Consider the following 24,166-nt stretch of genomic DNA (forward strand, 5'->3'; position numbering starts at 1 on the left):
CGCGGGCCCACCCCGGGCTCGCAGGTGGGAAACTGGAACGATGAGCGTTTCTTCCGGTGTCGACGTGATCGCCCCTCTGAGCGAGGCCGAGGTGCGGCGTATCCGCGAGGACTTCCCGATCCTGCACACGCAGGTGCAGGGGCATCCGCTCGTGTACCTCGACTCGGGCGCGACCTCGCAGCGTCCGTCGGCCGTGCTGGATGCCGAGCGCGAGTTCTCGACCACCATGAACTCGGCCGTGCACCGTGGGGCGCACACGCTGGCCGCCGAGGCCACCGAGCTTTTCGAGGATGCTCGCGGCACTCTCGCGCGCTTCATCGGCGCCGACGACGACGAGGTCGTCTGGGCCTCGAACGCGACTGAGGCGATCAACCTCGTCGCCTACTCGCTGTCGAACGCGTCGCTCGGGCGCGGGGGAGCGGCCGCCGAGCGGCTCCGCTTGCGTGAGGGTGACGAGATCGTCACGACCGAGATGGAGCACCACGCGAACCTCATCCCGTGGCAGGAGCTCGCGGCCCGCACCGGAGCGACACTGAAGGTGATCTCTCTCGACGACGACGGTGCACTGCGGCTCGACGCCGCCGCCGAACTCATCACGGCCCGGACGAAGCTCGTGGCGTTCACGCACGTCTCCAACGTGCTCGGCGTGATCAACCCGGTCGAGCGCCTGGTCGCCCTGGCCCGCGAGGTCGGCGCCCTGACCCTGCTCGACGCCTGCCAGTCGGCACCGCACCTGCCGCTCGACGTGCGCGCGCTCGACGTCGACTTCGCCGTGCTGTCCGGGCACAAGATGCTCGGTCCCACCGGCATCGGGGTGCTCTACGGCCGGCGCGAGGTCCTGGCCGCGATGCCCCCGTTCCTCACCGGCGGCTCGATGATCACCACCGTCACCACGACCGAAGCCGAGTACCTGCCGCCGCCGCAGCGGTTCGAGGCCGGCACGCAGCGGGTGTCGCAGGCCATCGCGCTCGCCGCGGCCGTGGACTACCTGACTGAGGTGGGGATGCCGCGCATCGCCGCGCATGAGGCCGCCTTCGGGCGTCGGCTCGTCGACGGGCTGAGCGCGATCGACGGGGTCCGCGTGCTCGGTGCCGGGATCGACCTGTCGCGCGTGGGGCTCGCGAGCTTCGACGTCGCCGGCATCCACTCGCACGACGTCGGGCAGTTCCTCGACGACCTCGGCATCGCCGTGCGGGTCGGACACCACTGCGCCCAACCGTTGCACCGACGCCTCGGCGTCACCTCGTCCACCAGGGCGAGCACCTACCTGTACACGACAGAGGCCGAGGTGGACGCCGTGATCGAGGGTGTCGCCGGAGCGATCGACTTCTTCCGGAGGGGCGCATGAGCGACCTGCAGAACCTGTATCAGGAGCTGATCCTGGATCACTCGCGCACCCCGCACGGCTACGGGCTGCGTGACGAGATCCCGGCGCAGTCGCACCAGCTCAACCCGACCTGCGGCGACGAGATCACGCTGCAGGTGCACCGTGGTCCCGACGGGGGCGTCGAGGCGATCGCGTGGGAGGGCCATGGATGCGCGATCTCGCAGGCCTCCGCCTCGCTCCTCGCCGAGCTCGCCGAAGGACTCAGCGTCGAAGACCTCGAGGTGCGTATCGCGGCGTTCCGCGAGGCGATGCGCTCCCGCGGCAAGATCGAGCCCGACGAGGAGCTGCTCGGCGATGCCGCGGCCCTCGGCGGGGTGTCGAAGTACGTGGCGCGGGTCAAGTGCGCCATGCTCGCCTGGGTCGCCGCCGAGGACGCGCTCACCCGCAGCTGAGGTGCAGGATGGATGCATGCCCGTGCATCTGAAGCCCCTGCCCGCTGGACGCTTCGACGAGTGGCGAGGCGCGGCCAGACAGCGCCTCATCGACGGCAACCGCGCATCGGGGAGGCGTGTCGGGGATGATGCGGTCGCGTTCGCCGATGAGTATTTCGACGAGCTGCTGCCGCACGGGGCGGCGACGCCGACGGCACAGGTCATGCGGATCGTCGATGAGCGTCGGCGCGAGCTCGGCACCCTGTGGCTGGTGCTCGCCGGCACGAAGCTGTTCCTCCTCGACCTCGCCGTCGAGACCGAGCTGACCGGCACTCAGAACGACGAGCTGGTCGCGCGGATCCTCACCATCGCGCACGACATGGGCGCCACGCAGATCAGTGTGCCGCTGCTCCCGCAGGATGCGGCGGGTCACGCGCTGGTCGACGATCGCGGCTTCACGGTCGCGTCGATCCAGATGGTGCTCGAGCCGCTGCCCTCGCGTGATGTCGCCGCACACGTGGAGGTGCTGCCGATGACCGCGGAGAGGTTCCCCCGCTTCGTCACGGCTTCGGAAGAGGGATTCGCCCAGGACCTCGTGGCATCCGGTCGGTTCTCCCCGGAGGACGCCGCGGCGGAGTCGCACCGTCAGCTGGTCGAGGAGTTGCCGGACGGACTCGCCACCCCGGGGCAGGAGCTCTTCACGGCGACCGTCGACGGTGTCGAGGTCGGCATCCTCTGGCTCGGCATGCGCGAACGCGACGGACATGCGCATGCGTTCGTGCTCGACATCGAGGTCGCCGCGGATCAGCGCCGCAAGGGGTACGGGCGCGAGCTGATGCACGCTGCCGAACGCGAGGCCCGACGACTCGGCGCCGACTCGATCGGGCTGCACGTATTCGGCTTCAACGCCGCTGCCGTCGAGCTGTACGAGAGCCTCGGCTACCGGCGGACCGAAGAGACGCTGCTACGCGAACTGTGACCTCGGTCACGGGACGACACAGCCCGACACGAAGGGAATAGTCCGCGGTGCTCGACGTTGCCCCCAGCATGACTACTCTCGGAATCATCGGTGCAGGACACATCGGCAGCCAGGTCGCGCGGGTCGCGGTGGCGAACGGCTACGACGTCGTGATCGCCAACTCCCGCGGTCCGGAGACGCTCGCGGACCTCGTGGAGGAGCTCGGGCCCCGCGCGAAGGCCGCCACGGCGGAAGACGCCGCGGCAGCCGCGGACGTCGCGGTCGTGACCGTCCCGCTTCGCGCGATCGACGCGCTTCCCGCCGCAGAGCTCGCCGGGAAGATCGTGCTCGACACGAACAACTACTACTTCGAGCGCGACGGCCACATCGAGGCTCTGGACAAGGGAGAGACGACGACGTCGGAGCTGGTGCAGCGCGCGCTGCCGGACTCGAAGATCGCCAAGGCGTTCAACCACATCTTCGCGGCCGAGATCACGACCGACGGCAAGCCGGCCGGAGCTCCGAACCGTCGTGCGCTGGCCACCGCCGGCGACGACGCCGAGGCCGTCGCGTTCGCGACGCGCTTCTACGACGAGGCCGGCTTCGACACGGTCAACGTCGGGCCGCTGAGCGAGTCGTGGCGGGTCGAGCGTGATCGCCCGGCGTACGTCGTGCGGCAGAACGCCGACGAGCTGACCGCGAACATCGCGATCGCCAACCGCCTCCCCTGAGGTCTCCGGGGCGAGCGCGACCGAGACCTTCCGCGTCTCGCGCGCTCGTCCCGGACCGAGGCATCCCGGGCGTGTTGGGATACCAAAAGTTGAGTAACCCGGCCCGTGATGCGAGAATGCCCAGATGGCGGGGGCTATGGGGACAAGCGGCGAACTCGAATCGGTCAGGGTCACGCGCATCTTGCGCGACGACATCGTGCTGGGCCGACGTGCGCCCGGGTCGCGTCTGGTCGAGCGCGACATCGCGGCCGAGCTGAGCGTCTCCCGCCTCCCGGTCCGCGAGGCCATCCGCACCCTCGTGGCCGAAGGGGTCGTCGTCGCACGCCCCCGCACCTGGGCGGTCGTGCGCGAGTTCACCCGCCGCGACATCCAGGATTTCGCCGAGGTCCGTGAGGCCATCGAGACGCTCATCTTCGTCTTCGCCGCCGAGCGTCACGATGAGGCGGGTATCGCCCGGATCAGAGCCGCCTACGAGCGCGAGTTCGCGGCGGCCACGGCCCAGGACTCGGAGGCTGCGCGGATCGCGGCGGCCGAATTCCACGAGGTCGCGGTCGAACTCGCGGGGAACGAGATGCTCGGGGAGCTCATCGCGGTGTTCCTCACCCGGCTGCGGTGGCTGTTCGGACAGCACGACGATCTGCTCGCCATGGCCGAAGAGCACCGCATCATCCTCGAGGCGATGGCCGCACGCGACACGGAGGCGCTCCGCCGTATCGTGCCCGCTCACCTCGCCAGCGGCCAGTCGGCAGCCGAGCGTCGTCTCGCCGACGGTAGCGACCTGTTGGTCTGAACCGCCGCCGTCCCGCTCGCGCACATTCGGGAACACCGACGACGGGTCCAGTTGTATATTGGTCCGATCGGAGTCGGTCCGGAAACGTTGCGCTGTTCTGGGGAGCGAGATGCGGAGTCTTGCTGTCGCGGTCGGGTGCCTGCTGCTTCTCGGGGGAGTCGCGCTGGTCGCGATCGCCGATCAGGAGCGGGTGGCAGCCCTCACCGCCGTCAAAGCGGAGATCGTCCGTGTCGAGCGCGCCCTGGAGGAATCCCACGGGGAGAACCTCGAGCTCGCGCAGAAGCTCACCGCGCTGCGGTCGCAGATCGCTGAGCAGGATGCCGAGATCGGCGACACCACGGGGTTCCTGCAGTGATGCGCCGGGTGCTGGCGGTCACGCTCGCGGCGGCGGTCGTGCTGTCCGCCGGAGTGCTCGCGCGGGCGGATGCCCTCGATCGGGAGCGCGTCGCGGTCGTGGCGGAATTCGGCAGCCTGTCGCAGGAATACCACGAGGCCAGGCAGCGCACCGAGTATCTCGAGGCGACGATCGCGCAGGCGGAGCAGGACACGGCCGACCGCGCGGCGGTGCTCGCGGTGCGGCCGGCGTTCGTCGCCGAGATCACGGCCCTGAGCCGCGTCTTCGACAATGCACAGGGGATGGTCGACACCGCCTCTCATCGGGCTGCCGCGCTGTCGGCCCAGCAGACCGTGCTGGCCGAGTCGAGGGACCCCGCCACGGTCACGGCGGCCACGGCCACGGTGCATGCGCTCGCCGAGAAGGTCGGCACCCAGGTCGCCTCGGTGCAGGCCGCGCAGAGCGCAGGACCGGGTGGCCCGGCCTGGACATCGAGCGGGCCGGACGGGTACGCGCGGGTGCGGGCGGCGCTCGACCTCGTCGGCGGAGGTGGTGTCGGGCTGTACGAGTCGTCGTCGTGCGCGGGCGGGAACGCGCCGGCCTGCGCCAACAGCAACGGCTACATCAAGTACCGCGGCGACATCGCGAACTGGAGTGCGGGCCGGTTGAACTGGGCCATGGCGCACGAGCTCGCGCACATCTACCAGTTCCGGGTCTGGGGTGCGCTCACGTCTTCCGGCGCGTACGCCTCGATGTTCGGCAACGACCCGGAGTTCCTCGCCAACTGCATGGCCGTCGTCCGCGGCTACCCCGGCTCGGTGGGGTGCAACGGCGATCAGCAGGCGTGGGCGTCGGGGATCTGGGTGGGCGCGGTCCGCTGACCCGGCCCGGTGCGGTCAGGCGACCGGCGTCGTCGTGTCGATCGCCGCGCGCAGCGGCCGTCGCATCACGCGCCAGTACGACGACGGGGCGATGCGCGTGAGCACGTCGATCAGTCGTGCCTCCCGTCCGACCATCGTGCGGGCAGCCCGTCGCTCGGTCGCGCGGACGATGCGGGCCGCAGCGTCCGCCGGGTCGGTGTGGTACATCGCGGCCTGTGCGGCGGCGGCACGAGCGGCGACTTCCGGATCGATCGCGGCGGCGTAGCGCCCGTGCAGGATGATTCCGGTGCGGACGCCGGCCGGATAGACGGCGCCGACGCTGACCGTGGTGCCCTCCAGCTCGTGCCGCAGTGCCTCGGAGAAGCCCCGCACGGCGAACTTGCTCAGCGCGTACGGGATGCGCCCGGCTGGAGCGGCGAGCGCATACACGCTCGCGAAGTGGGTGATGTGCGCGGCGGGCGCAGCGCGGAGGGCGGGCAGCAGCGCCTTGGTGATCGACACCGTGCCCCAGAGATTCACGTCGGTGAGCCAGCGCATCTCCTCCATCGTGAGCTGGTCGAGGTTTCCGAGCATCGACGAGCCGGCGCAGGTGATGAGGGCGTTGACCCTCGGGTGCGTCGAAGTGATCTCGTCGGCTGCGGCGAACACGGCGTCGTCGTCGCGGAGATCGACCACATGCGTGGTCACCGTCGACCCGCTCAGTTCCGCGGCGATGGTCGCCAGGGCGGCACTGTCGTGGTCGATCAGGGCGAGGTGCGCTCCTCGGGTGGCCAGCAGGCGGGCGATGTCGGCGCCCATGCCGTTCGCGGCGCCCGTGATCACGGTGGTGCTGCCGGCGAGATCGAGGTGTTTCATGAGTCTCCTGCGGTGCGCGATCCGGGGCCGTGGCTGCGGATGTCGGAGGGGTGGGGCATGCTGATCCGGAACCATTCTGGCCGACACCGGGCCCCAGTGATACCGGTACGCTCGTGGAGAGGAGGTACCGGTGGGACGGACAGCGGATGCCATCGCCGAAGGCGTCGCGATCGCGACGGCTGCCGCGCGCCTCGCCGTGAAGAATCACATCCTCATCGGCACCATCGCCGAAGACGGTGTCTTCGACATGGAGAAGTACATCGACGACGCGCGGGAGGCGCTGCGGGCGATGGCCGAGGAATCGGAAGAAGCGGCCGCCAACGTCACCGCGCTGCGTAAGCGGGCCAGGGGTCGGCACTCCGATCCGGTGGGCACGCACGACTACCGCGACCGCGATGTGCGAAACCTGCGCCGCCGGGCCAAGCAGTCCACCGGGGTCGGCCAGCGCCTGCGCGAGATGATGGAAGACCGGGAACGTCTGGCGCAGATCGTCGAAGAGGCGCGGGACGCCGCCTGGGCCGACGTGCGCCACAATCTCGACCGCCGATTGCGGGTCGAGGGCATGCGACCGGATCAAGATCCCGACTACGGGCGCATGCGCGAGGCACGCATGCAGGCGCTGCGTCTCGTCGACCTGCAGGCGCTCTCCTCCGAGCAGCGCGCGCGGGCCAAACGGCGCAAGAAGCAGCAGAAAGCCGAGGCGGCGAGCGACTGAGGCCTCGTTTCGCTTTCGCGTCAGGACTGTTGTAGGCTGTTCCACGGCCCGCTGAGCGGGCTGGGCGCCCGTAGCTCAATGGATAGAGCATCTGACTACGGATCAGAAGGTTAGGGGTTCGAGTCCCTTCGGGCGCACACTGTGTTGAGACAGTACAGAATCCCCGTCGCGAAAGCGGCGGGGATTCTGCTGTATCCGGGCCGCTTCATCGAGGCAGCTGATGGTGTGCTCTCGGGTTGACCGCCGGCAGCTCAGAGCAGGCTGGTGATCGCAGGGTCGCGGCGGGCGACCTCTGCGGCCGTGGCGACGATGACCTCGCGGATCGCGGCGACCGCGACCGCAGGAGTGACGTCCGCTCGGTGGGCGAGGCTCACGGTGCGGGTCATCATCGGGTGTGTCAACCGCACCGAGCGCAGCGCGGGGCGATCGAGCAGCACCATCGCCGGGACCACCGCGACGCCGACACCGCGCTCGACGAAGCGCAGCACCGCATCCATCTCGGCGCCCTCGAGCACGTGCGTGGGCACCAGGCCCTCCGCGCGGAAGGCGGCGTCGGTGGTCGCTCGCAGCTCGTACGTCTCGTCGAGGGCGATGAGCGGGAGGGTGGCCAGGTGGGAGAGGCTCATCGCGGGCATGGTCGAGACCGGTGGCTCTGTCGCGGCGGAGATGACGACGAGCTCTTCGGCGAGCAGTGGCATGCGCGTGAGGCTGAAGCCCGACGGTGGTGGACCGTCGGATTCGGTGATGAGGGCGATGTCGACGGCGCCGACGGCCAACTGCTCGACGAGCCGTCGGGAGCCGCTCTCGGTCAGATGCAGATCGACGCCCGGATGGCTGGCGTGGAACACGCTGATCGCCTCGGCGACGAGGCTGATGCAGAGCGTGGGCGGCGCGCCCAGCCGTACGCGTCCACGGCGAAGACCGGCCAGCTCGCCCATCTCGTCGCGGATGGCGTCGGCTTCGGCGAGCATGCGCTGTGCACGGGGGAGGAGCGTCTCTCCCGCTGCGGTGAGCGCGATGTGGCCGCGTGCGCGGTGGAACAGTTCGGCGCCGAGCTCGCGTTCGAGGGTGGAGATCTGTCGGCTCAGCGACGGCTGTGCCAGGTGCAGGTGCTCGGAGGCGCGGGTGAAATGTCCGAGGCGTGCGACCTCGACGAACCCGCGGAGCTGCTCGAGGTTCATGGTCATAGCCTACCGGCATCGTTTCCACTCGAACTATGCATTGGAGTTATTAGGGTCCCCTAATTAGCGTGGAAAGCATGTCTACCCCCGAACGTCAGATATCCACCACCGTCCTCGTGATCGGCACCGGCGGCTCCGGTCTGCGCGCAGCGATCGAGATCGCCGAACACGGCGTCGATGTCCTCGCCGTCGGCAAACGTGCGCGTCAGGACGCGCACACCTCCCTCGCGGCCGGCGGCATCAACGCGGCGCTGGGCACCATGGACGCCGAGGACAGCTGGCAGCAGCACGCGGCCGACACCATCAAGGAGAGCTACCTGCTCGCCAACCCGCACACGGTCGAGATCGTCACCCAGGGCGCCGAGCGCGGCATCCGCGACCTCGAGCGGTGGGGCATGGACTTCGCCCGCGAAGACGACGGCCGCATCTCGCAGCGCTTCTTCGGCGCGCACACCTTCCGCCGCACCGCCTTCGCGGGCGACTACACCGGACTCGAGATCCAGCGCACGCTCGTGCGCAAGGCCGAGCAGCTCGAGGTCCCGATCCTCGACCACGTCTACATCACCCGTCTGCTCGTGCGCGACAACGTGGTGTTCGGCGCCTACGGCTTCGACCAGGCCGACGGCACCCGCTACCTGATCCACGCGGATGCCGTGATCCTCGCAGCCGGCGGGCACAACCGCATCTGGCGCCGCACCTCGTCCCGTCGCGACGAGAACACCGGCGACTCCTTCCGTCTCGCGGTCGACGCTGGAGCGCGCCTGCGCGATCCGGAACTCGTGCAGTTCCACCCGTCCGGCATCATCGAGCCGGAGAGTGCCGCGGGAACACTGATCTCCGAGGCCGCACGCGGGGAGGGCGGCATCCTCCGCAACGCCCTCGGTGAGCGGTTCATGGAGAAGTACGACCCTGAGCGGATGGAACTGTCGACCCGCGACCGCGTCGCGCTCGCCGCGTACACCGAGATCAAGGAAGGACGCGGCACCGAGAACGGCGGCGTCTGGCTCGACGTGTCGCACCTGCCGCGCGAGACGATCATGACCCGGCTGCCGCGCGTCTACCAGACGATGATGGAGCTGCAGATGCTCGACATCACGACCGACCCGATCGAGATCGCCCCCACCGCGCACTACTCGATGGGTGGGGTCTGGGTTCGTCCGGAGGACCACCAGACCGACGTCGAGGGGCTGTACGCGATCGGCGAGGCCTCCAGTGGACTCCACGGCGCGAACCGGCTCGGCGGCAACTCGCTCATCGAGCTGCTGGTCTACGGGCGCATCGTCGGGCAGGCCGCGATGGAGCACGCGGCCGGGCTCGACGCGCAGCGCCGGTCGGCGACGGCCGTCGCGGCAGCACGGGCCGAGATCGACGACCTGCTGGCCGCGGAGGGGCGCGAGAACGTGCGCGCCCTGCAGCGCGCCATCCGCAACCTCATGACCGAGTACGCAGGCGTCGTCCGTTCGGAAGACGGGCTGCGTGCCGGCCTCGCCGACCTCGACATGATCGAGGGGCGCATGGAAGATGTGGGGATCCACCCCGACATCGCCGGTTTCCAGGACCTCGCGCACGCGTTCGACCTCAAGGCCTCGGCGCTCGCCGCTCGTGCCACGCTCGAGGCCGCGCTGGAGCGCCGGGAGACGCGCGGATGCCACAACCGCAGCGACTTCCCCGACACCGACCCGACCCTGCAGGTGAACCTGGTGTGGTCGCCGACCGCGGGCGTCACCCGCGAGGAGATCCCGGAGGTCTCGCCCGAGATCGCCGAACTCATGCGCGAGGTCGACACCGCGGGAAAGCTCGTCGAGTAGGTCCGCCGAGGCCCCGCGTCCGCGCCGAGACCCCGCCCTGCTGATGTCTGCAGGGCGGGGTCTCGGCGGTGATCCGGTGTCTCAGCGAGTTGCTCAGCCGGCCTGCGGCTCTTCCGTGTCGACGACCCCGATCCCCACGGCCTCGTGGTCGGGCTCGGGTTCTTCGCGCTTCGGAGCCTGGGGCTCCTCGCCCGGGTCCTTCTCGGTGCTCGGCTCTTCGAGGTCTTCGGTGCTCGGCACCTCGCTCGGGTCGGCGTCTTCGGGCGATTCGGCCTCGGCGGGTGTGGTCGCCTCGCCCGCGCTTGTGTCGGAGGCCGGCGTGGGAGTGGGCGTCTGCGCCTCGGCAGGATCCGGCTCGGGAGTGCTGTTCGTCATGGTGGCCCCTTTCCTGGTGTCGTCCGATCAGGATGCCTCGGAAGCACGCGCGGCTGAAGGGGCTTGACGCGGCGCCGAGTTAACCGGGGTGAACCGAAGGCGCGGATGCGGCGTAGCCTGGAGGGGTGACTGCGTACGTCTCGGCCTTCGACCTCTTCTCCATCGGAGTGGGGCCTTCGAGCTCCCATACGGTCGGACCGATGCGGGCCGCCCTCGACTTCGCGCGTCGGCTCTCCGCGACGGGCGCCCTCCCGCGCGTGGCGCGCGTCGGCAGCACGCTGTACGGCTCGCTCGGTGCTACCGGGATCGGGCACGGGACTCCGGATGCCGTGGTCGCCGGGCTCCGCGGACTCGCGCCGGAGACGTGCGACCCCGCCGACGTGAGATCCGCCTGGACGGATTTCCCAGTGGGCGGCGCGCTGTCGATCGACGGCATCCATGACGTCCCGTTCGCGAAGGATGACATCGTCTTCGCGCCGCGCACCCGGCTGCCCGGTCATCCGAACGCCATGACGATCACCGCGTGGGATGCCGCGGAGCAGGTCGTCGCCGAGGAGACCTATTACTCGGTCGGCGGCGGCTTCATCCGCCGGGACGGAGAGGACGCGAAACTCACGACCGCGGGGTTCCCCTATTCGTATGCGGATGCCGCGTCGCTGCTCGCCCTGTGCGACGAGAACGGACTGTCGATCGCCGAGGTCGCGCGGCTCAACGAGACCTCGCTGCGCGGCGAGGAGGAGGTCGCGGCCGGGCTCGACGCGATCTGGGATGCGATGTCGGGGTGCGTCGATGCCGGCCTCCACGCCGACGGCACGCTGCCCGGCATCCTCAAGGTCAAGCGGCGGGCCGGAGTGATCCGCGGCCAGCTCGAAGCGGTCGAGGCCGACGGGCATCGAGAACTGCCGGGCGAGTGGCTCGGCGCTTTCGCGCTGGCCGTCAACGAGGAGAATGCGGCGGGCGGCCGGGTCGTGACCGCACCGACGAACGGTGCCGCCGGCATCCTCCCCGCTGTCGCCATGTATTGGTGGCGGTTCCTCGCCGACTCGGGGCTCGGCGCGGGCAACGCCGTGACTCCCTACGGTGAGCTGGTCGGCAGCGCGCTGCTGGGCTTCGAGCCGGACGTCCGGGCGCTGGACACCGCGAGCGACCTCGACGAGGAGCTGACGGCAGAGGCCAACCGTCGCCGCGGCATCCGTCGCTTCCTGCTGACCGCGACCGCACTCGGGTCGCTGTTCAAGGCGAACGCGTCGATCTCCGGAGCGGAGGGCGGATGCCAGGCCGAGGTCGGCTCCGCGTGCGCCATGGCGGCCGGCGGCCTCACCGCGGTGATGGGTGGCACGAACCGTCAGATCGAGAACGCCGCCGAGATCGCGATGGAGCACCACCTGGGGCTCACCTGCGACCCGATCGGCGGACTCGTGCAGATCCCGTGCATCGAGCGCAACGCGATCGCGGCGTCGACGGCGGTCACGGCGGCTCGTCTCGCACTGCGCGGCGACGGCAGCCACTATGTCTCACTGGATGCGGTCGTCGAGACGATGCGTCAGACGGGTGCCGACATGTCGACCAAGTACAAGGAGACCAGCGAGGGCGGCCTCGCGGTCAACGTCATCGAGTGCTGATCGCGCCCGCCCGACTCCGTGTCCGCGGATGCCGGTAGCCTCCACCTGACACCACGCGGAGGGAGCACGATGGAGGCGTTCTGGGAGCCGAGCTCTCGCCGACGGCGGCAGCAACCGGTCGTGGCGGTGCGCCCGAACGACGACGCCCCGACGCCGGATGGGGAATGGCCGACGAGCATTCCCGCGGTCGCCCAGGTGCTGCGGGAGGGGATCGATCTCGACCCCGGGGTGACGTTCCTCGTGGGCGAGAACGGCAGCGGCAAGTCGACCCTGGTCGAAGGCGTCGCACTCGCCTACGGCCTCTCGCCCGAGGGCGGTTCGCGACAGGCGCGGCACAGCACGCGAGCGACCGAGTCCCCGTTGTCGGAGTGGATCCGGCTGCAGCGCGGTGTGGGAGCCAACCGCTGGGGCTTCTTCCTGCGGGCCGAGACGATGCACTCGTTCTACACCTATCTCGAAGACAACCCGTCGACCGCCGGCGCCGATGTGCCGTTCCACGAGATGAGCCACGGCGAGTCGTTCCTCGCGCTGCTGGAGAGCCGCTTCGACGAGCCGGGCTTCTACTGCCTCGACGAGCCGGAGGCCGCCCTGTCGTTCAACTCGACCCTGGCGCTCATCGCCGTGCTGCGGCGCATCGCCGACGACGGTGGGCAGGTGCTGTGCGCCACGCACTCGCCGGTGCTCGCGGCGCTGCCCGGCGCGAAGATCCTCGAAGTGGGGGAGTGGGGAGTCCGTCCCGCCGAATGGGGCGACCTCGAGATCGTGAACCACTGGCGCTCGTTCCTCGAGCATCCGACACGCTACCTCCGCCACCTGCTCGACTGAGGAAGGCCGACCTCTTCTGCGTGCTCGAGGCGTAGGCGCATAATTCATCACATGATGAATGACTCGGCCGTCGAGATCGCGCAGCTACGCGTGCATCGCGGGGCAGTGCAGGTCTTCGACGGGATCGACCTCACGATCCCGCGTGGACAGATCACGGGGCTGCTCGGGCCGTCGGGAGGCGGCAAGACCACCCTGATGCGCTCGATCGTCGGTGTGCAGCGGATCACCGGGGGTGACGTCACCGTCCTCGGCGAGCCGGGCGGATCACGGCAGCTCCGCCACCGCGTCGCCTACGGCACACAGGGTGCTGCGGTCTATGGCGACCTCAGCGTGCGCCAGAACCTCTCGTACTTCGCCTCGCTGCTCAAGGCGCCGAAGGGCGATGTGGACAGGGTGATCGACGAAGTCGGGCTGCGGGCCCAGGCGGGGCAGCGCGTCGACGCGCTCAGCGGCGGCCAGGCGACGCGGGTATCGCTCGCGGTCGCGCTCATCGGCTCCCCCGAGCTGGTCGTGCTCGACGAGCCGACGGTCGGACTTGACCCCGTGCTGCGCGCCGAGCTGTGGGCATTGTTCCGAGGCCTGGCGGACCGCGGCGTGACCCTCATCGTGTCGAGCCACGTGATGGACGAGGCGGTGCGCTGCGACCGGCTGCTGCTGATGCGGGAGGGGCGGATCATCGCCGACACCACCCCGTCGTCGCTCCTGGCCGACACCGGCGCGACCGATGCCGAGTCCGCGTTCCTGACACTGATCGAACGGGACCGCAACGGCGATACCGACGTCCCTCGTTCGCGGCGAGAAGCCCGCGAGCACCGAGAGGGGGCCGGAGGATGAACGGCCGCCGGATGCTCGCCACCGCCGGGCGCGTGCTCGCCCAGCTGCGGCACGATCCGCGGTCGATCGCCCTGATGCTCGTCGCGCCGAGCCTGCTGGTCGGTCTCTTCGCCTGGCTGTTCAGCGACCAGGAGGGCGTCTTCGACCAGTTCGGCGGGGCGATCCTGGCGCTGTTCCCGTTCATCGTGATGTTCCTCATCACGTCGATCACCACCCTGCGCGAGCGCCGTTCGGGAACCCTCGAGCGTCTGATGACCACACCTCTCGAGAAGGCCGACTTCATCCTCGGTTATGCGCTCGCGTTCGGGTTGATGGCTCTGCTGCAGGCGGTGATCACGGTGTCGTTCGCGGTCGGGGTGTGCGGCCTCGATGTCGACGGGCCGCTGTGGCAGCTCGGACTCGTCGCGGTCGTCGATGCGCTGCTCGGCACGGCCCTCGGGCTCCTCGCCAGCGCGTTCGCCCAGACCGAGTTCCAGGCGGTGCAGTTCATGCCGTTGCTCGTGTTCCCGCAGATCATCCTCGGCGGCCTGTTCATGCCCCGCGACCAGATGCCGCATGTCCTCTACGCCATCTCGGACTGGCTCCCGCTCAGCTACGCGATCGACACGATCAACGCGGTGGCCGCGGGCGACGAGGGCTGGGACGTGTTCGGTCCGCTGCTGATCGTGGTGGCCTTCGCCGCGGGCGCCCTCGTGCTCGCGTCGCTCACGCTGCGGCGGCGCACGCGCTGAGTTCGACTCCGGTCGCTGCTCAGCGCCCCGCGCGGTTCTTCGTGTGCTTGGTCGGCGCGGCGGCCCACGGGTCCTCAGGCCACGGATGCCGGGGGTAGCGGCCGCGCATCTCGGCGCGCACCTGACTGTAGGGGCCGGACCAGAACGAGGCGAGGTCGTCGGTGACCGCGAGCGGACGCCCCGCGGGGGACAGCAGATGGAACAAGACCGGCACCCGCCCATCGACGAGGCGCGGAGTCTCGGCCCACCCGAAGCACTCCTGCAGCTTCACGGCGACGACCGGCCGTGCGTGCGGGTCGCCGTCGGGCTCCGGGTAGGTGATGCGGACGCGGGATCCGCTGGGCACCTCGAGGCGCTCCGGCGCGAGCTCATCGAGGCGCACGGCATCGGGCCACGGCAGCAGGCGCCGGAGCGGTGACGAGAGTTCCAGCCGTGCTGCGGGGGTGCCGGACGCGAGGCGATCGAGCTCTGGCGCGAGCCACACGTCGAGGGAGTCGACCAGCCCGGCATCCGAGACATCGGGCCACGGATCGCCGAGCTCTCGTCGCAACAGTGCGAGTCGCCGGCGCAGCGCGTCTGCGGTGTCGGACCGGGTGAACATACCGAGCCCGTCGCGGCGGAGCGCCCGGCGCACGGCGTCGCGGCCCTCCTGTGCCGACGCCTTCACGGGCGCCGAGGACCGCGGAATGGCGCCGATCCGCCGCTCGCGTCGAGCCTGGACGCGGCCTCCGACGAACTCCGCCTCGACGCGGTCGGTCATCAGGTGGCTCGCCGCCTGCTCCATCTGCGCTTCGGTGAGCACAGCGGCCGACCGGATGATCGCGCCGGACCTGGCCGCGGCGCGCGCGGTGGCGCGCGCGACGTCGGCGACGGCGAGCCACTCCTCTGCTGCGAGCGGACCCCGCACCCCGGCCCGGGTTCCGGAGGCCAGCAGGAACGTCGCCCCTTCGGCGGTGCGCTCGACGCGATGCGCGATCCGCCCGGGGAACGCCAGCGCGATCACGAGGCCGACTCCGTCGAGGTCCGACCGGATGCCCGGCGTCTCCCGGACCGTGCGTTCGAGGCGGTTCGCATCGTCGCGCCATCGGCGGGATTCCGGGCTCCGACCGCCGCGCAGCGCGATGAGGGCCTGCGCGATGTCGGCATCCGAGACGCGCAGCTCGCCACCCACCAACGCGACGACCTCGGCCGCGAGTCGGCTTCCGACGACCGGGCTGCCGTCGCGAAGTGCGCGGGCGAGTCGAGGATCGGTCGGAATCCGTGCGAGGACGCGGCCCTCCGCGGTGGCGCGACCGTCGTCATCGATCGCGCCGAGCCCCCGAAGCACCGCGATCGCATCGGCCAGGTTCTCGGCCGGCAGCGGGTCGATCATCCGCAGTCCGATGCCGCCCGGGGCACCCCAGCAGGCGAGAAGCAGCGCGGCATCCGCGAGGTCGATCACCGCGATCTCGGGCACGGGACGGGCGGGCGCCGCCGCGTAGGTGCGTTCGTCGACGCAGCGGATGACCGTGCCGGGGCCCTGACGGGTGCCGCGCCCCGCACGCTGCACGCACGACGAGCGCGATGCGGCGGTGGTGACGAGGCCCGTCATACCGCGGCCGGCGTCGCGCTGCGGATGCCGCGAGAGGCAGCTGTCCACGACGAGGCGCACCCCCGGCACGGTGAGCGAGGACTCCGCGAGCGATGTCGTGACGATGATGCGCGGACGGTCGGCCGGCGCGCGGCCGCGGATCACGGCATCCTGCTCGGCCGGCGGGATCTGGCCGTGCAGCTCCCGTACATCGAAGGCATCGCTCGCAGCGCGGACGCGGCGGGCGATCTCCGACACCTCGCGGGCCCCTGGCGCGAAGACCAGCACGTCCGCCTTCGGGTCTTCGCGCACCAGGTCCCGGGCCCCGGCTGCCGTGACGGCCGCGACGTGGTCGAGGAACCCCCACGTGACTCCGCGCTCGTCGAGACGTGGCACGGGGCTCGGAGCCCACTGCACGGTGAGGGGGAAGGCGGGGACATCGTGGTCGACGATCGGCGCGGGGGAGTCGTCCGTGCCGATGACGGCGGCGATGCGCGCCGCGTCGAGGGTGGCGGACATGGCGATCACCACCAGGTCATCCCGCAGCTCGCGCACCTCCGAGAGCAGCCCGATCAGGAGGTCGGTCTCGAGCGCGCGTTCGTGTACCTCGTCGAGGATCACGGCATCCACACCGTCGAGTCCCGGGTCATCGAGCATCCGTCGAAGCAGGACTCCGGCCGTGACGAACTCGACCTGCGTCTCGGGTCCTGCCGAGCGCTCGCCGCGGACGGTGAATCCCACGCGTGAACCGAGGGGCGACCCGTCGAGGTGGGCGAGGCGTCGGGCGGCGGCGCGGGCGGCGACGCGGCGGGGCTGGGTGACGATCACGCGACCGGTGCTCCGCGAGGCGAGGAGCGGGGGCACGAGGGTGGTCTTGCCCGTGCCGGGTGGGGCGGTGACGACCACCGATCCGCTCGCATCGAGTGCCGAGGACAGTTCGTCGAGCGCGGCCGCGAACGACAGCCCCGCGCCGATGGCGGCGAGGTCGAAGGCGGCGGACATCATCCGTCCAGTCTGCCCGGTCGCAGAGACGAAACAGCGGATGCCGCGACCGGAGAGGTCGCGGCATCCGCTGTCGTGAAGGTGTGACTAGTCCGCTGCCGGAGCCGGCGGTGCGGGCGGCGGCGGGGTGGTCGGCGTCGAGACGCGCGGTGCGGGCGCGGCAGGCGTAGCTTCCGCGACACCGGCTCCGAAGCCGCGGCCGACGGCCTGACCCTGGATGATGCCGGCGAGGTCGAGCCCGGTGGCCGAGTGGACGCTCTCGAACACCGAGGCCAGGGCCTTGGCGTTGTCGGCACCGACGACGTCCGATGCGCCGTCCTGGCCTGAGCCGCCGATGATCGACACGTTGCCGATCGCCGCGTACCCCTTCGAGAACTCGGCCATGATCGACGGCAGCACCTCGAGCACGCGCTGCGAGAGGAAGGCGTCCTGGTTCGAGGCGATGGCCTTGGCCTCGGCCTCGAGAGCTGCGGCGCGCGCGTCACCCTCGGCGCGGATCGCCTCGGCTTCGGCAGCAGCCTGCAGGCGTCGGGCGTGAGCCTCGGCCTCGGCCTTCGAGCGCAGCGCGTCGGCCTCACCGGTGGCGCTCGCGACGGCAGCCGCGGCCTCACCGGCGGCGCGGGCCTTGTCGGCCTCTGCCTGCTGCTCGGCGATGCGGGTGCGGGCCTCGGCCTGCTTGACCTGCTCGATCGCGGCGGCCTCGGCCGCCCGCTCGCGGGTGTAGAGCTCGGCCTGAGCGCGGGTCTCGGCCTCGTACCGCTGCGCGTCGGCGACGCGCTTGACGTCGGCGTCGAGCTGGGCCTGCTTGTTCTCGGCCTGCTGCTGCAGCACGGCCTGCTGCGCCTGCTCGCGGGCGAGGTTCTCGGCCTGCTCCGCCTCGGCGCGTGCACGACCGATGCCGGCGTTCGAGTTGGCGGTGTTCGTGTCGAGCGCGGTCTGCTCGATCAGGTTGGCTTCCTGGTTCGCGATGTTCTTCTGGTTGATCGCGCGGTCGGCGTTGGTCTGCGAGATCTCGGCGGACTGACGCTTCGCCTGGATCTCGGGAGCGCCGAGCGACTGGATGTAGCCGACCTTGTCGGTGATGCCCTTGATCTGGAACGAGTCCAGGATGAGGCCCTGCTCGGCGAGCTCCTGCGAGACGTCGGCGGCGATCTGGTCGGAGAACTTCTTCCGCTCGCGCATCAGCTCGACGACCGACAGGGTCGCGACGATTCCACGGAGTGCACCTTCGAGCTGTTCGGTGGTGAACTGCTCGATGGCCTTGTCCTGCGAGGCGAAGCGCTCGGCGGCACGGCGCACCAGGATGGGGTCGGAGCCGATCTTCACGATCGCGACACCGTCGACGTTCAGGGTCACGCTGTCGAGCGACTGCGCCTCGGCGTTGAGCGAGACCTGGCGCGAGCGCAGCGAGATGATCTCATGGCGCTGCGTGATCGGGTTGACGAGCGACTTGCCGTTGACGATGACGGTGACGGGCGACTCCGACATCTCGGAGCGGCTCGACCCGTCGGTCGCGATGACCGCGGTCTGCACCTTCTGCTTGCGGCCCGAGATGACGAGGGCCTCGTCGGCTCGGGCGACCTTGATCCAGCTGCGTGCGAACAGCAGCAGGATGAGCAGCAGGACGACGGCGACGACGACTGCGATACCGACGATGACGAGGATGCCGACGATTCCGGCGATCTCCATGGATGACCTCCCTGGTTCCCCCCGAGGGGGCGGTCTGACGTGCCCGCGACACAGCGGGCGTACGCACCCCACCCTGCCAGAAACGGAAGCGGGCCGTTCTCGCGGCCGCGGGTCAGCGGGTGCGGAGCTTCTCCGCGAGGTCGCGCAGCGTGCGCAGCTCGTCGTCGCCGAGGCGCGACATCCGGTCGGCGATCGAGCGACCGTGGACGGTGGCGAGTGAGCGGAACGCCCGTGCCCCTTCGTCGGTCGCGCGGATCAGCGCACCGCGTCCGTCGTCGGGGTCGGCACACTTGGCCACGAGCCCGCGCGTGACCATGCGGTCGACCAGGCGCGAGACGCTCGGCTGGCTGATCAGCATGTTCGCGGTGATGTCGCGCAGCCGCGCGGTCATGCCGGGGGAGCGGGTGACGGTGAGCAGCACGTCGTACTCGGCCTGACCCAGGTCGCTGTGCTCGAAGTCCGACATCATCTCGGTGAACAACTCGTGCTGCGCACGGAACAGGCTCTCCCAGGCCTCCAGGGCGAGCTTGCGATCGGTCATGTTCACAGAATAGTGGGAACAGTAAAGGGCCGGTCGGAGAGGCTCCCGACCGGCCCTTGTCCCTTGCACCAAGAGTGTCCTGCAATCACATGCGGTGTATGCCACAGCAAACATTCACCGTGTGATCACTGTATAACGGCGAGATAACGAATGCAACGGTTTGGTCACGGAAAGTTCCGTGGCGGGATCAGTCGCGTCGGTCGAGGCCGGCGACGACCGTCGCAGGTCCCGGTTCTTGTACGATCAGTGCGGCGCTCTTGCACCGCACCATGGAATCACCGGAAGCAGTGAATGAAGTTCGTCGAAGTCCCCATGCTCCCGATCGTGATCCCCTTCGAAGTCGTGATCTTCCTCGTGCTGATCTGGGTCCTCCGCTCCCGTGGGCGCGTCACGCTCGCCCGGGCGAGCGTCGCGGCCATCCTCGCGGTCTACGCGGGCGGAGTGCTCGCCAACACGGTCTTCCCGATCTTCCTTCGCGTCGGGACGGGCTTCTATGACGGGCCGCGCCCGTTGTCGCTCTACCTCGTGCCGTTCGTCGACTACGGGTTCGAGGACGCTCTCATCAACGTCGCCGTGTTCGTCCCGCTCGGCGTGCTCGTCCCGTTGCTCACCGCGCGTCCGAGCTGGTGGAAGGTGTTGGCGATCGTCGCCGGTGCGAGCCTCGCCATCGAGCTGACGCAGATGGCCGCCTCGCGCCTCGCCCTCAGCGGACATCTCGCGGACATCAACGACTGGCTGACGAACATCCTGGGCGGGATCATCGGGTACGGACTGTTCGTCCTCGCGACGCGCTCGAAGACGATCGCCGGATTCGTCCAACGGTTTCGGTGGCCGACGCGTGAGCGCGCGAGCAGCCAGCCGGCCTGAAACCCAGCTGACGCACTGGCAGGTCCAGGCGATTGTGACGGCCCACTCGAGCACTGGCCATCGCGCTTACCCGCTGCCGACTCCCGAGACAACGGAGATGACGGCGGTGCTGTCGCTTCCCCTGACACTTGTTGATTTCTGGCGGTTCTGACGTCGCCTGCACTTCAGACTCTCCTGGCCTCCGGGCATGCGTCCATCGAGCGCTTGCCGCGGTACTGAGGAGGATTGGTGCGGTCGCTGTCGCGGGCACAGCGAACGCAAGGCCCGGCCGCTGTGCCCGCTCCGCGTTCATCGATAGGTTGCGAATTTGATATCGCGGCTGCTTACGTCCGGGCTCCACGTCGTGCCCCCGTCGGTGCTGAACCATGCGGCACCCCGCGCGTAGGGATCGCCATCGAAGTACTCGAACCCGTAGGAGTTGCTCGTACCGGCGTTCGGCGTCAGGGGTGAGGTCGCGGCGACACCGTAGGACTTCGCCGGATCGAGAGCACTCGTCGATACGGATACCGGCGCGGAGGTCGACGGGACGTCGCCGGGCGCGAGCGTCCTCTGCCCGACTGTCGCCACGGGCTGACCGCCAGCGCCCAGCTCATACACCCGGATCTCGAGGTTTCCGGCGGGGCTCCCGGCACGGTAAGCCCAGAAGTCGACGCGCGTCGCGGCCGTCTGCGGGCGGAACGTCTGCATCCTGCCGAGCGTGCTTCGCAGATCGCTATAGGGATAGAAGGTGCCGAAAGTGTTGGCCTGGTCCAGGATCGGCGCGCCCGCGTCGTACCCGATCGACGGCATCCATGAGACCTCGGCGCCCGTCGAGCCCTGCGTGATGAAGCGAATCGTGTCGCCGGCGGTCACAGCGAGACCGTCCGCATTCGTGGCGACTCCTACCCTCGTGGCGGGAACGCTCTGCGCGGTCACGACCGCGACGCCGTTCTTCTCCACACGGACCGTCGGCGTTCCCGCACCCGTGCTCAGGGCGCGCCCACGGATGTTCACGTAGCCCGTGGCCGGCGCGGTCCAGGCCAGGGCGACCGATTCGCCGGTAGCGGGCACGCGCGCGAATCGGCCGGACGCGGTGGATGTCCCGTTCCACTGCTGTGCTGCAGCATCGAAGGTCATGGCGGTCCACGAAGTGCCGGTCCGCGACTCATGCTTCCATCCGTGCTGACCGGCTGTTCCCGTGAAGTCCCGAGCGGCTTGAGAGGTGCGGGTGGAGGTGCCGACATCGTGGTTGTCGAGGAAGCTGAACCCGCGGAAGTCCTCGCCGACGCCGGAGACCGCGAGGCCGTGCGGCTCGTCGTAGAGGTTGTTGGTCACCGTGCCGGTGGGGACAAAGCAGTTCGATACGCGGTGCACAGCGCCTTCGCCGTTGTCCTCGAAGAGGTTGCCGTCGATCAGGGTGTCGTCGCTGTGGTCGAACGGATCGTTACTGCTGCCGGGGCATGTCGCCGGGTTGCGGATGGCCAGGACGTCGACGCCGGGCCCATGATTCTCCGCGATGTAGTTGTAGAGGATCTTCACGTCCCGATTCGCGTACTCGAGATCGATGCCCATCTGATCGTTGGGGGTGCCGACGTCGGGCGTCTGCACGATGAGGTTGTTGACGATGACGGGCCCCTCGTTGCGGGAGAGCAGGAGGCCCGTGGTGCCGTTCTTCGACGGGCAGGCGCCGGCGTTCTGGACGATGGAGTCGCGCACCACGGCATTGCGTGTATTGATCAGGGTGATGCCGTTCGGGCAGTCGGCGCGCATGTCACCGCCGCCGTCGAGGTCGTGGATGTAGAGGTCTTCCAAGACTGCATCCTGTACCAGGTTGGCGCCGTCGGTCCCGTCATGGGTGCGGATCCCGTTGCACCAGGCGATCTCGACCCCCATGTTCGAGTGCGCGACCTCCACGCCGGAGATGCGGAGGTCACGAAGGCCGACGTCGGAGCTCGTGAAGGGGAAAGGCGCGACCGTGGCCTTGCCGGTGGCATCGTTGACCGCCGGTCCCGTGATCGCTACTCCGGCGGAGGTGTAGAGGCCGGGAATGGGCGACGACGAGCACGTGCCGTCGTACGCCTGCGAGTTGCCCTGGGCGATGCCGGTGATGTGGTGCGCGTACACGTTCTCGATCGTCAGGCCCTCATGGTCGAGCTCGTCGTAGTAGGCCTGGACGCCGACGGCGGCGTTCGCGACTTCGAGGTCGCGTACCGTCACGTGCGACACGTTCTCGAGGTAGACCCCACGGTCGTCGTCCGCGGCGTCGCGGGAGATCAGCGGTCGCGCTCCGCTTCCGTAGGCCGCGACCGTGATCGGCGCGCTGCTCGTGCCGGACCCCGAGATCTCGAGCTGCTGGTTCCAACTCGCCCCGCGGGCCAGAAGGAGCTCATCGCCCGCAGCGAAGTCCGTGGCGGCGACCGGCACGAAATCGCACCACGGCGCATCCGTGGTCGTTCCCGGCCCAGCGTTGCTGCACCCGGCGATCGGATTCACGTATCGCGTCGTGCCGGCAGCGGATGCCGTGGCCGGCGCACCGAGCAGGGCGGCGGAGAGGGCCGCCGCGGTCATCAGGGCAAAGATCCTTCGCATGGAAGTACCACCTCGTCGTTGAGTTTCGGCTTCGAGTTTGACCGCGAGGCGATCACCTCGTAATCTGCTCAGTACGGCCGATTCTAAACGTTTAGTTTCCCTGGCCGCCACCCCCGAATGATCACGCAAAGGAGCCGATCACATGCTCACGATCCGTACCCGAGTTGCGGCCGTCGCCACTGTCGGCGTCGTCGCCGTCGCGCTCGCCGGCTGCGTCGGAACATCTGACGCCCCATCCGCTGACGGCGACGTCACCCTGACCTGGTGGGGGTGGAACAACTTCCAGTACGAGCAGGTGATCGACGAGTTCGAAGCCGCCAACCCCGGGATCACCGTCGAGTACAAGAACTACGCGTTCGACGACTACGTCACGGCTCTGCGCCCGGCTCTCACTGGCAGCGACGGGCCCGATGTCTTCCAGATGCAGCCCGGCGCGCTCGTCACCAACTTCGGTCCGCTCGCCGTCGATCCCTCGGAGCACATGGAGTCCGTGCACGGGGTGGACTGGCAAGATCGCTTCTACCCTGCCGGTCTGGAAGCGCTGCAGGCCGACGGGGAGCAAGTCGCGCTTCCGAATTACATGAGCGCCGCCGGCCTCGTCTACTACAACGCCGACATCCTCGAAGAGCTCGGCCTCGACGTGCCCAGCGATCTCGACCAGTGGGAAGCGGACTGCGCGACGATCGTCGAGGCCGGGTACGCCTGCCTTGCGCACGGCGCGAAGGACGGCTGGGTCAATGAGGACGTGTTCCTCTCCCTGGCCAACAGCGTGTCTCCCGGACTCGTCTACGAGGCGATCGAGGGAGATACCTCCTGGACGGATCCCGACCTCGTCGCCGCGATGACCGCGTGGGGATCTCTTTTCACGAACGGCATCGTCGCCGAGGGAGCGACCGCCATGGCCGAGTACCCCGACGCGTTCTCGGCCTTCCTTGAGGGGAACGCCGCCTTCGTCGCCCTGGGCACCTGGAACACCTCGCAGACGATGACCGCTGCGGGCATCGCCGAGGCGCAGAAGGGCGTCAGCACGCCCATCGACAACGTCTTCCTGTCGGCGCCCTTCCCCGCCGCGGAGTCGGGTGGGGCACCGACGAGTCCCTTCGGCGGCCCGGACAACGGCTGGGCGGTCGCGGCCAACACGCCGTCAGAGGAGGCGGCCCTCGCCTTCCTCGACTTCCTCACCACCGGGTACGGGCAGGAGAATCAGGCCAGCGGCGGCAACATCCCGGCCGTGCGCGACGTCGCAGTCTCGACGGAGGACGTCGTGGATCCGCGGCAGGTCGAGGACATCGAGCGCCAGCAGGCGAGCATCGACGACCTGGTCGGGCTGCGCCAGATCCCCTACCCCGACCTGGATGCCGCCCTCATCGACGCGCTCTCCCAGGTGGCGGCCGGTGCCGCGACTCCGGAGGCCGCGCTCGAGAGCGTCGAGTCGGTGTCGGCCGGTCTTGACCGCGAGTGATCCGTCCGGGGCGGGCTCGGTCGTCGAGCGCGCCCCGGACTCCGCGCCACTTCGCAGCCACGAGAGGAA

Annotated in this window: 22 protein-coding genes and 1 tRNA gene; 16 read left to right on the forward strand and 7 right to left on the reverse strand. The window is 69.6% G+C overall.

What is annotated here, in order from left to right; all coding sequences use genetic code 11:
- Nucleotides 1-40 precede the first annotated feature (40 nt).
- The 7 genes from CQ034_RS11050 to CQ034_RS11080 all read left to right on the forward strand — a co-directional run bounded on the left by CQ034_RS11050 (nucleotide 41) and on the right by CQ034_RS11080 (nucleotide 5,452).
- Complete coding sequence (locus CQ034_RS11050) at nucleotides 41-1,348, forward strand: aminotransferase class V-fold PLP-dependent enzyme (RefSeq protein WP_105711073.1); 1,308 nt, start codon at nucleotides 41-43, stop codon at nucleotides 1,346-1,348.
- Complete coding sequence (sufU, locus tag CQ034_RS11055) at nucleotides 1,345-1,779, forward strand: Fe-S cluster assembly sulfur transfer protein SufU (protein WP_105711074.1); 435 nt, start codon at nucleotides 1,345-1,347, stop codon at nucleotides 1,777-1,779. Before CQ034_RS11050 ends, sufU begins: the two co-directional genes overlap by 4 nt.
- 16 nt (nucleotides 1,780-1,795) lie before the next feature.
- Nucleotides 1,796-2,737: a GNAT family N-acetyltransferase gene (locus CQ034_RS11060; protein ID WP_181156287.1), complete on the forward strand. Its 942-nt coding sequence runs from the start codon at nucleotides 1,796-1,798 to the stop codon at nucleotides 2,735-2,737.
- A 68-nt stretch (nucleotides 2,738-2,805) separates the two neighbouring features.
- Nucleotides 2,806-3,447: an NADPH-dependent F420 reductase gene (locus CQ034_RS11065; protein WP_105711076.1), complete on the forward strand. Its 642-nt coding sequence runs from the start codon at nucleotides 2,806-2,808 to the stop codon at nucleotides 3,445-3,447.
- Nucleotides 3,448-3,583: 136 nt separating this feature from the next.
- Nucleotides 3,584-4,237, forward strand: coding sequence for a GntR family transcriptional regulator (locus CQ034_RS11070; RefSeq protein ID WP_258134184.1), 654 nt, complete (start codon nucleotides 3,584-3,586; stop codon nucleotides 4,235-4,237).
- Between the two features lie 109 nt (nucleotides 4,238-4,346).
- Nucleotides 4,347-4,592 carry a hypothetical protein gene (locus tag CQ034_RS11075; RefSeq protein WP_029263778.1) on the forward strand — a complete coding sequence of 82 codons (246 nt, stop codon included), beginning with the start codon at nucleotides 4,347-4,349 and terminating at the stop codon, nucleotides 4,590-4,592.
- Nucleotides 4,592-5,452, forward strand: a complete 861-nt coding sequence (locus CQ034_RS11080) for a hypothetical protein (protein WP_105711176.1) — start codon at nucleotides 4,592-4,594, stop codon at nucleotides 5,450-5,452. Before CQ034_RS11075 ends, CQ034_RS11080 begins: the two co-directional genes overlap by 1 nt.
- 15 nt (nucleotides 5,453-5,467) lie before the next feature.
- Here the strand turns inward: CQ034_RS11080 and CQ034_RS11085 are convergent, their stop codons facing one another.
- A complete protein-coding gene (locus tag CQ034_RS11085) occupies nucleotides 5,468-6,307 on the reverse strand; it encodes an SDR family oxidoreductase (protein WP_105711078.1) in 840 nt (279 codons plus the stop codon).
- A 130-nt stretch (nucleotides 6,308-6,437) separates the two neighbouring features.
- On the opposite strand from CQ034_RS11085, the gene CQ034_RS11090 reads away from it, so the two are divergent.
- Nucleotides 6,438-7,022 (forward strand): hypothetical protein, encoded by a 585-nt coding sequence (locus CQ034_RS11090; protein ID WP_029263781.1) that lies wholly within the window; start codon nucleotides 6,438-6,440, stop codon nucleotides 7,020-7,022.
- A gap of 64 nt (nucleotides 7,023-7,086) precedes the next feature.
- Nucleotides 7,087-7,159: transfer RNA gene (locus CQ034_RS11095), tRNA-Arg, on the forward strand.
- 114 nt (nucleotides 7,160-7,273) lie between these two features.
- On the opposite strand, the gene CQ034_RS11100 is transcribed toward CQ034_RS11095, so the two are convergent.
- On the reverse strand, nucleotides 7,274-8,209 hold the full coding sequence (locus tag CQ034_RS11100) for a LysR family transcriptional regulator (RefSeq protein ID WP_105711079.1): 936 nt from the start codon (nucleotides 8,207-8,209) through the stop codon (nucleotides 7,274-7,276).
- A gap of 71 nt (nucleotides 8,210-8,280) precedes the next feature.
- Between CQ034_RS11100 and CQ034_RS11105 the strand changes: the two genes are divergently transcribed.
- On the forward strand, nucleotides 8,281-10,011 hold the full coding sequence (locus CQ034_RS11105; RefSeq protein WP_105711080.1) for an L-aspartate oxidase: 1,731 nt from the start codon (nucleotides 8,281-8,283) through the stop codon (nucleotides 10,009-10,011).
- A 93-nt stretch (nucleotides 10,012-10,104) separates the two neighbouring features.
- Here CQ034_RS11105 and CQ034_RS11110 read toward each other — a convergent pair whose 3' ends face one another.
- Nucleotides 10,105-10,386, reverse strand: a complete 282-nt coding sequence (locus tag CQ034_RS11110; RefSeq protein WP_105711081.1) for a hypothetical protein — start codon at nucleotides 10,384-10,386, stop codon at nucleotides 10,105-10,107.
- Between the two features lie 125 nt (nucleotides 10,387-10,511).
- Here CQ034_RS11110 and CQ034_RS11115 point away from each other — a divergent pair, with 125 nt between their 5' ends.
- The 4 genes from CQ034_RS11115 to CQ034_RS11130 all read left to right on the forward strand — a co-directional run bounded on the left by CQ034_RS11115 (nucleotide 10,512) and on the right by CQ034_RS11130 (nucleotide 14,398).
- Nucleotides 10,512-12,008: an L-serine ammonia-lyase, iron-sulfur-dependent, subunit alpha gene (locus CQ034_RS11115; RefSeq protein ID WP_105711082.1), complete on the forward strand. Its 1,497-nt coding sequence runs from the start codon at nucleotides 10,512-10,514 to the stop codon at nucleotides 12,006-12,008.
- A gap of 69 nt (nucleotides 12,009-12,077) precedes the next feature.
- Complete coding sequence (locus CQ034_RS11120; RefSeq protein WP_029263786.1) at nucleotides 12,078-12,833, forward strand: AAA family ATPase; 756 nt, start codon at nucleotides 12,078-12,080, stop codon at nucleotides 12,831-12,833.
- A gap of 51 nt (nucleotides 12,834-12,884) precedes the next feature.
- Nucleotides 12,885-13,667: an ABC transporter ATP-binding protein gene (locus CQ034_RS11125; protein WP_105711083.1), complete on the forward strand. Its 783-nt coding sequence runs from the start codon at nucleotides 12,885-12,887 to the stop codon at nucleotides 13,665-13,667.
- Nucleotides 13,664-14,398 carry an ABC transporter permease gene (locus tag CQ034_RS11130; protein ID WP_105711084.1) on the forward strand — a complete coding sequence of 245 codons (735 nt, stop codon included), beginning with the start codon at nucleotides 13,664-13,666 and terminating at the stop codon, nucleotides 14,396-14,398. The genes CQ034_RS11125 and CQ034_RS11130 overlap by 4 nt, the downstream gene beginning before the upstream one ends.
- Nucleotides 14,399-14,417: 19 nt before the next feature.
- On the opposite strand, the gene hrpB is transcribed toward CQ034_RS11130, so the two are convergent.
- The 3 genes from hrpB to CQ034_RS11145 form a co-directional block, all read right to left on the reverse strand.
- Nucleotides 14,418-16,973 carry an ATP-dependent helicase HrpB gene (gene hrpB / locus CQ034_RS11135; RefSeq protein WP_105711085.1) on the reverse strand — a complete coding sequence of 852 codons (2,556 nt, stop codon included), beginning with the start codon at nucleotides 16,971-16,973 and terminating at the stop codon, nucleotides 14,418-14,420.
- Between the two features lie 84 nt (nucleotides 16,974-17,057).
- Nucleotides 17,058-18,659: an SPFH domain-containing protein gene (locus CQ034_RS11140; protein ID WP_105711086.1), complete on the reverse strand. Its 1,602-nt coding sequence runs from the start codon at nucleotides 18,657-18,659 to the stop codon at nucleotides 17,058-17,060.
- Nucleotides 18,660-18,771: 112 nt separating this feature from the next.
- Complete coding sequence (locus CQ034_RS11145; protein WP_029263791.1) at nucleotides 18,772-19,200, reverse strand: MarR family winged helix-turn-helix transcriptional regulator; 429 nt, start codon at nucleotides 19,198-19,200, stop codon at nucleotides 18,772-18,774.
- 291 nt (nucleotides 19,201-19,491) lie between these two features.
- Between CQ034_RS11145 and CQ034_RS11150 the strand changes: the two genes are divergently transcribed.
- Nucleotides 19,492-20,067, forward strand: coding sequence for a VanZ family protein (locus tag CQ034_RS11150; protein WP_105711087.1), 576 nt, complete (start codon nucleotides 19,492-19,494; stop codon nucleotides 20,065-20,067).
- Between the two features lie 288 nt (nucleotides 20,068-20,355).
- On the opposite strand, the gene CQ034_RS11155 is transcribed toward CQ034_RS11150, so the two are convergent.
- Nucleotides 20,356-22,614: a right-handed parallel beta-helix repeat-containing protein gene (locus CQ034_RS11155; protein WP_181156289.1), complete on the reverse strand. Its 2,259-nt coding sequence runs from the start codon at nucleotides 22,612-22,614 to the stop codon at nucleotides 20,356-20,358.
- Between the two features lie 163 nt (nucleotides 22,615-22,777).
- Between CQ034_RS11155 and CQ034_RS11160 the strand changes: the two genes are divergently transcribed.
- Nucleotides 22,778-24,097, forward strand: coding sequence for an ABC transporter substrate-binding protein (locus CQ034_RS11160; RefSeq protein ID WP_105711089.1), 1,320 nt, complete (start codon nucleotides 22,778-22,780; stop codon nucleotides 24,095-24,097).
- The last annotated feature ends 69 nt before the right edge of the window (nucleotides 24,098-24,166 follow it).

Source organism: Microbacterium sp. MYb45, assembly GCF_002979655.1.
In the GTDB taxonomy this organism is placed as follows: Bacteria; Actinomycetota; Actinomycetes; order Actinomycetales; family Microbacteriaceae; genus Microbacterium.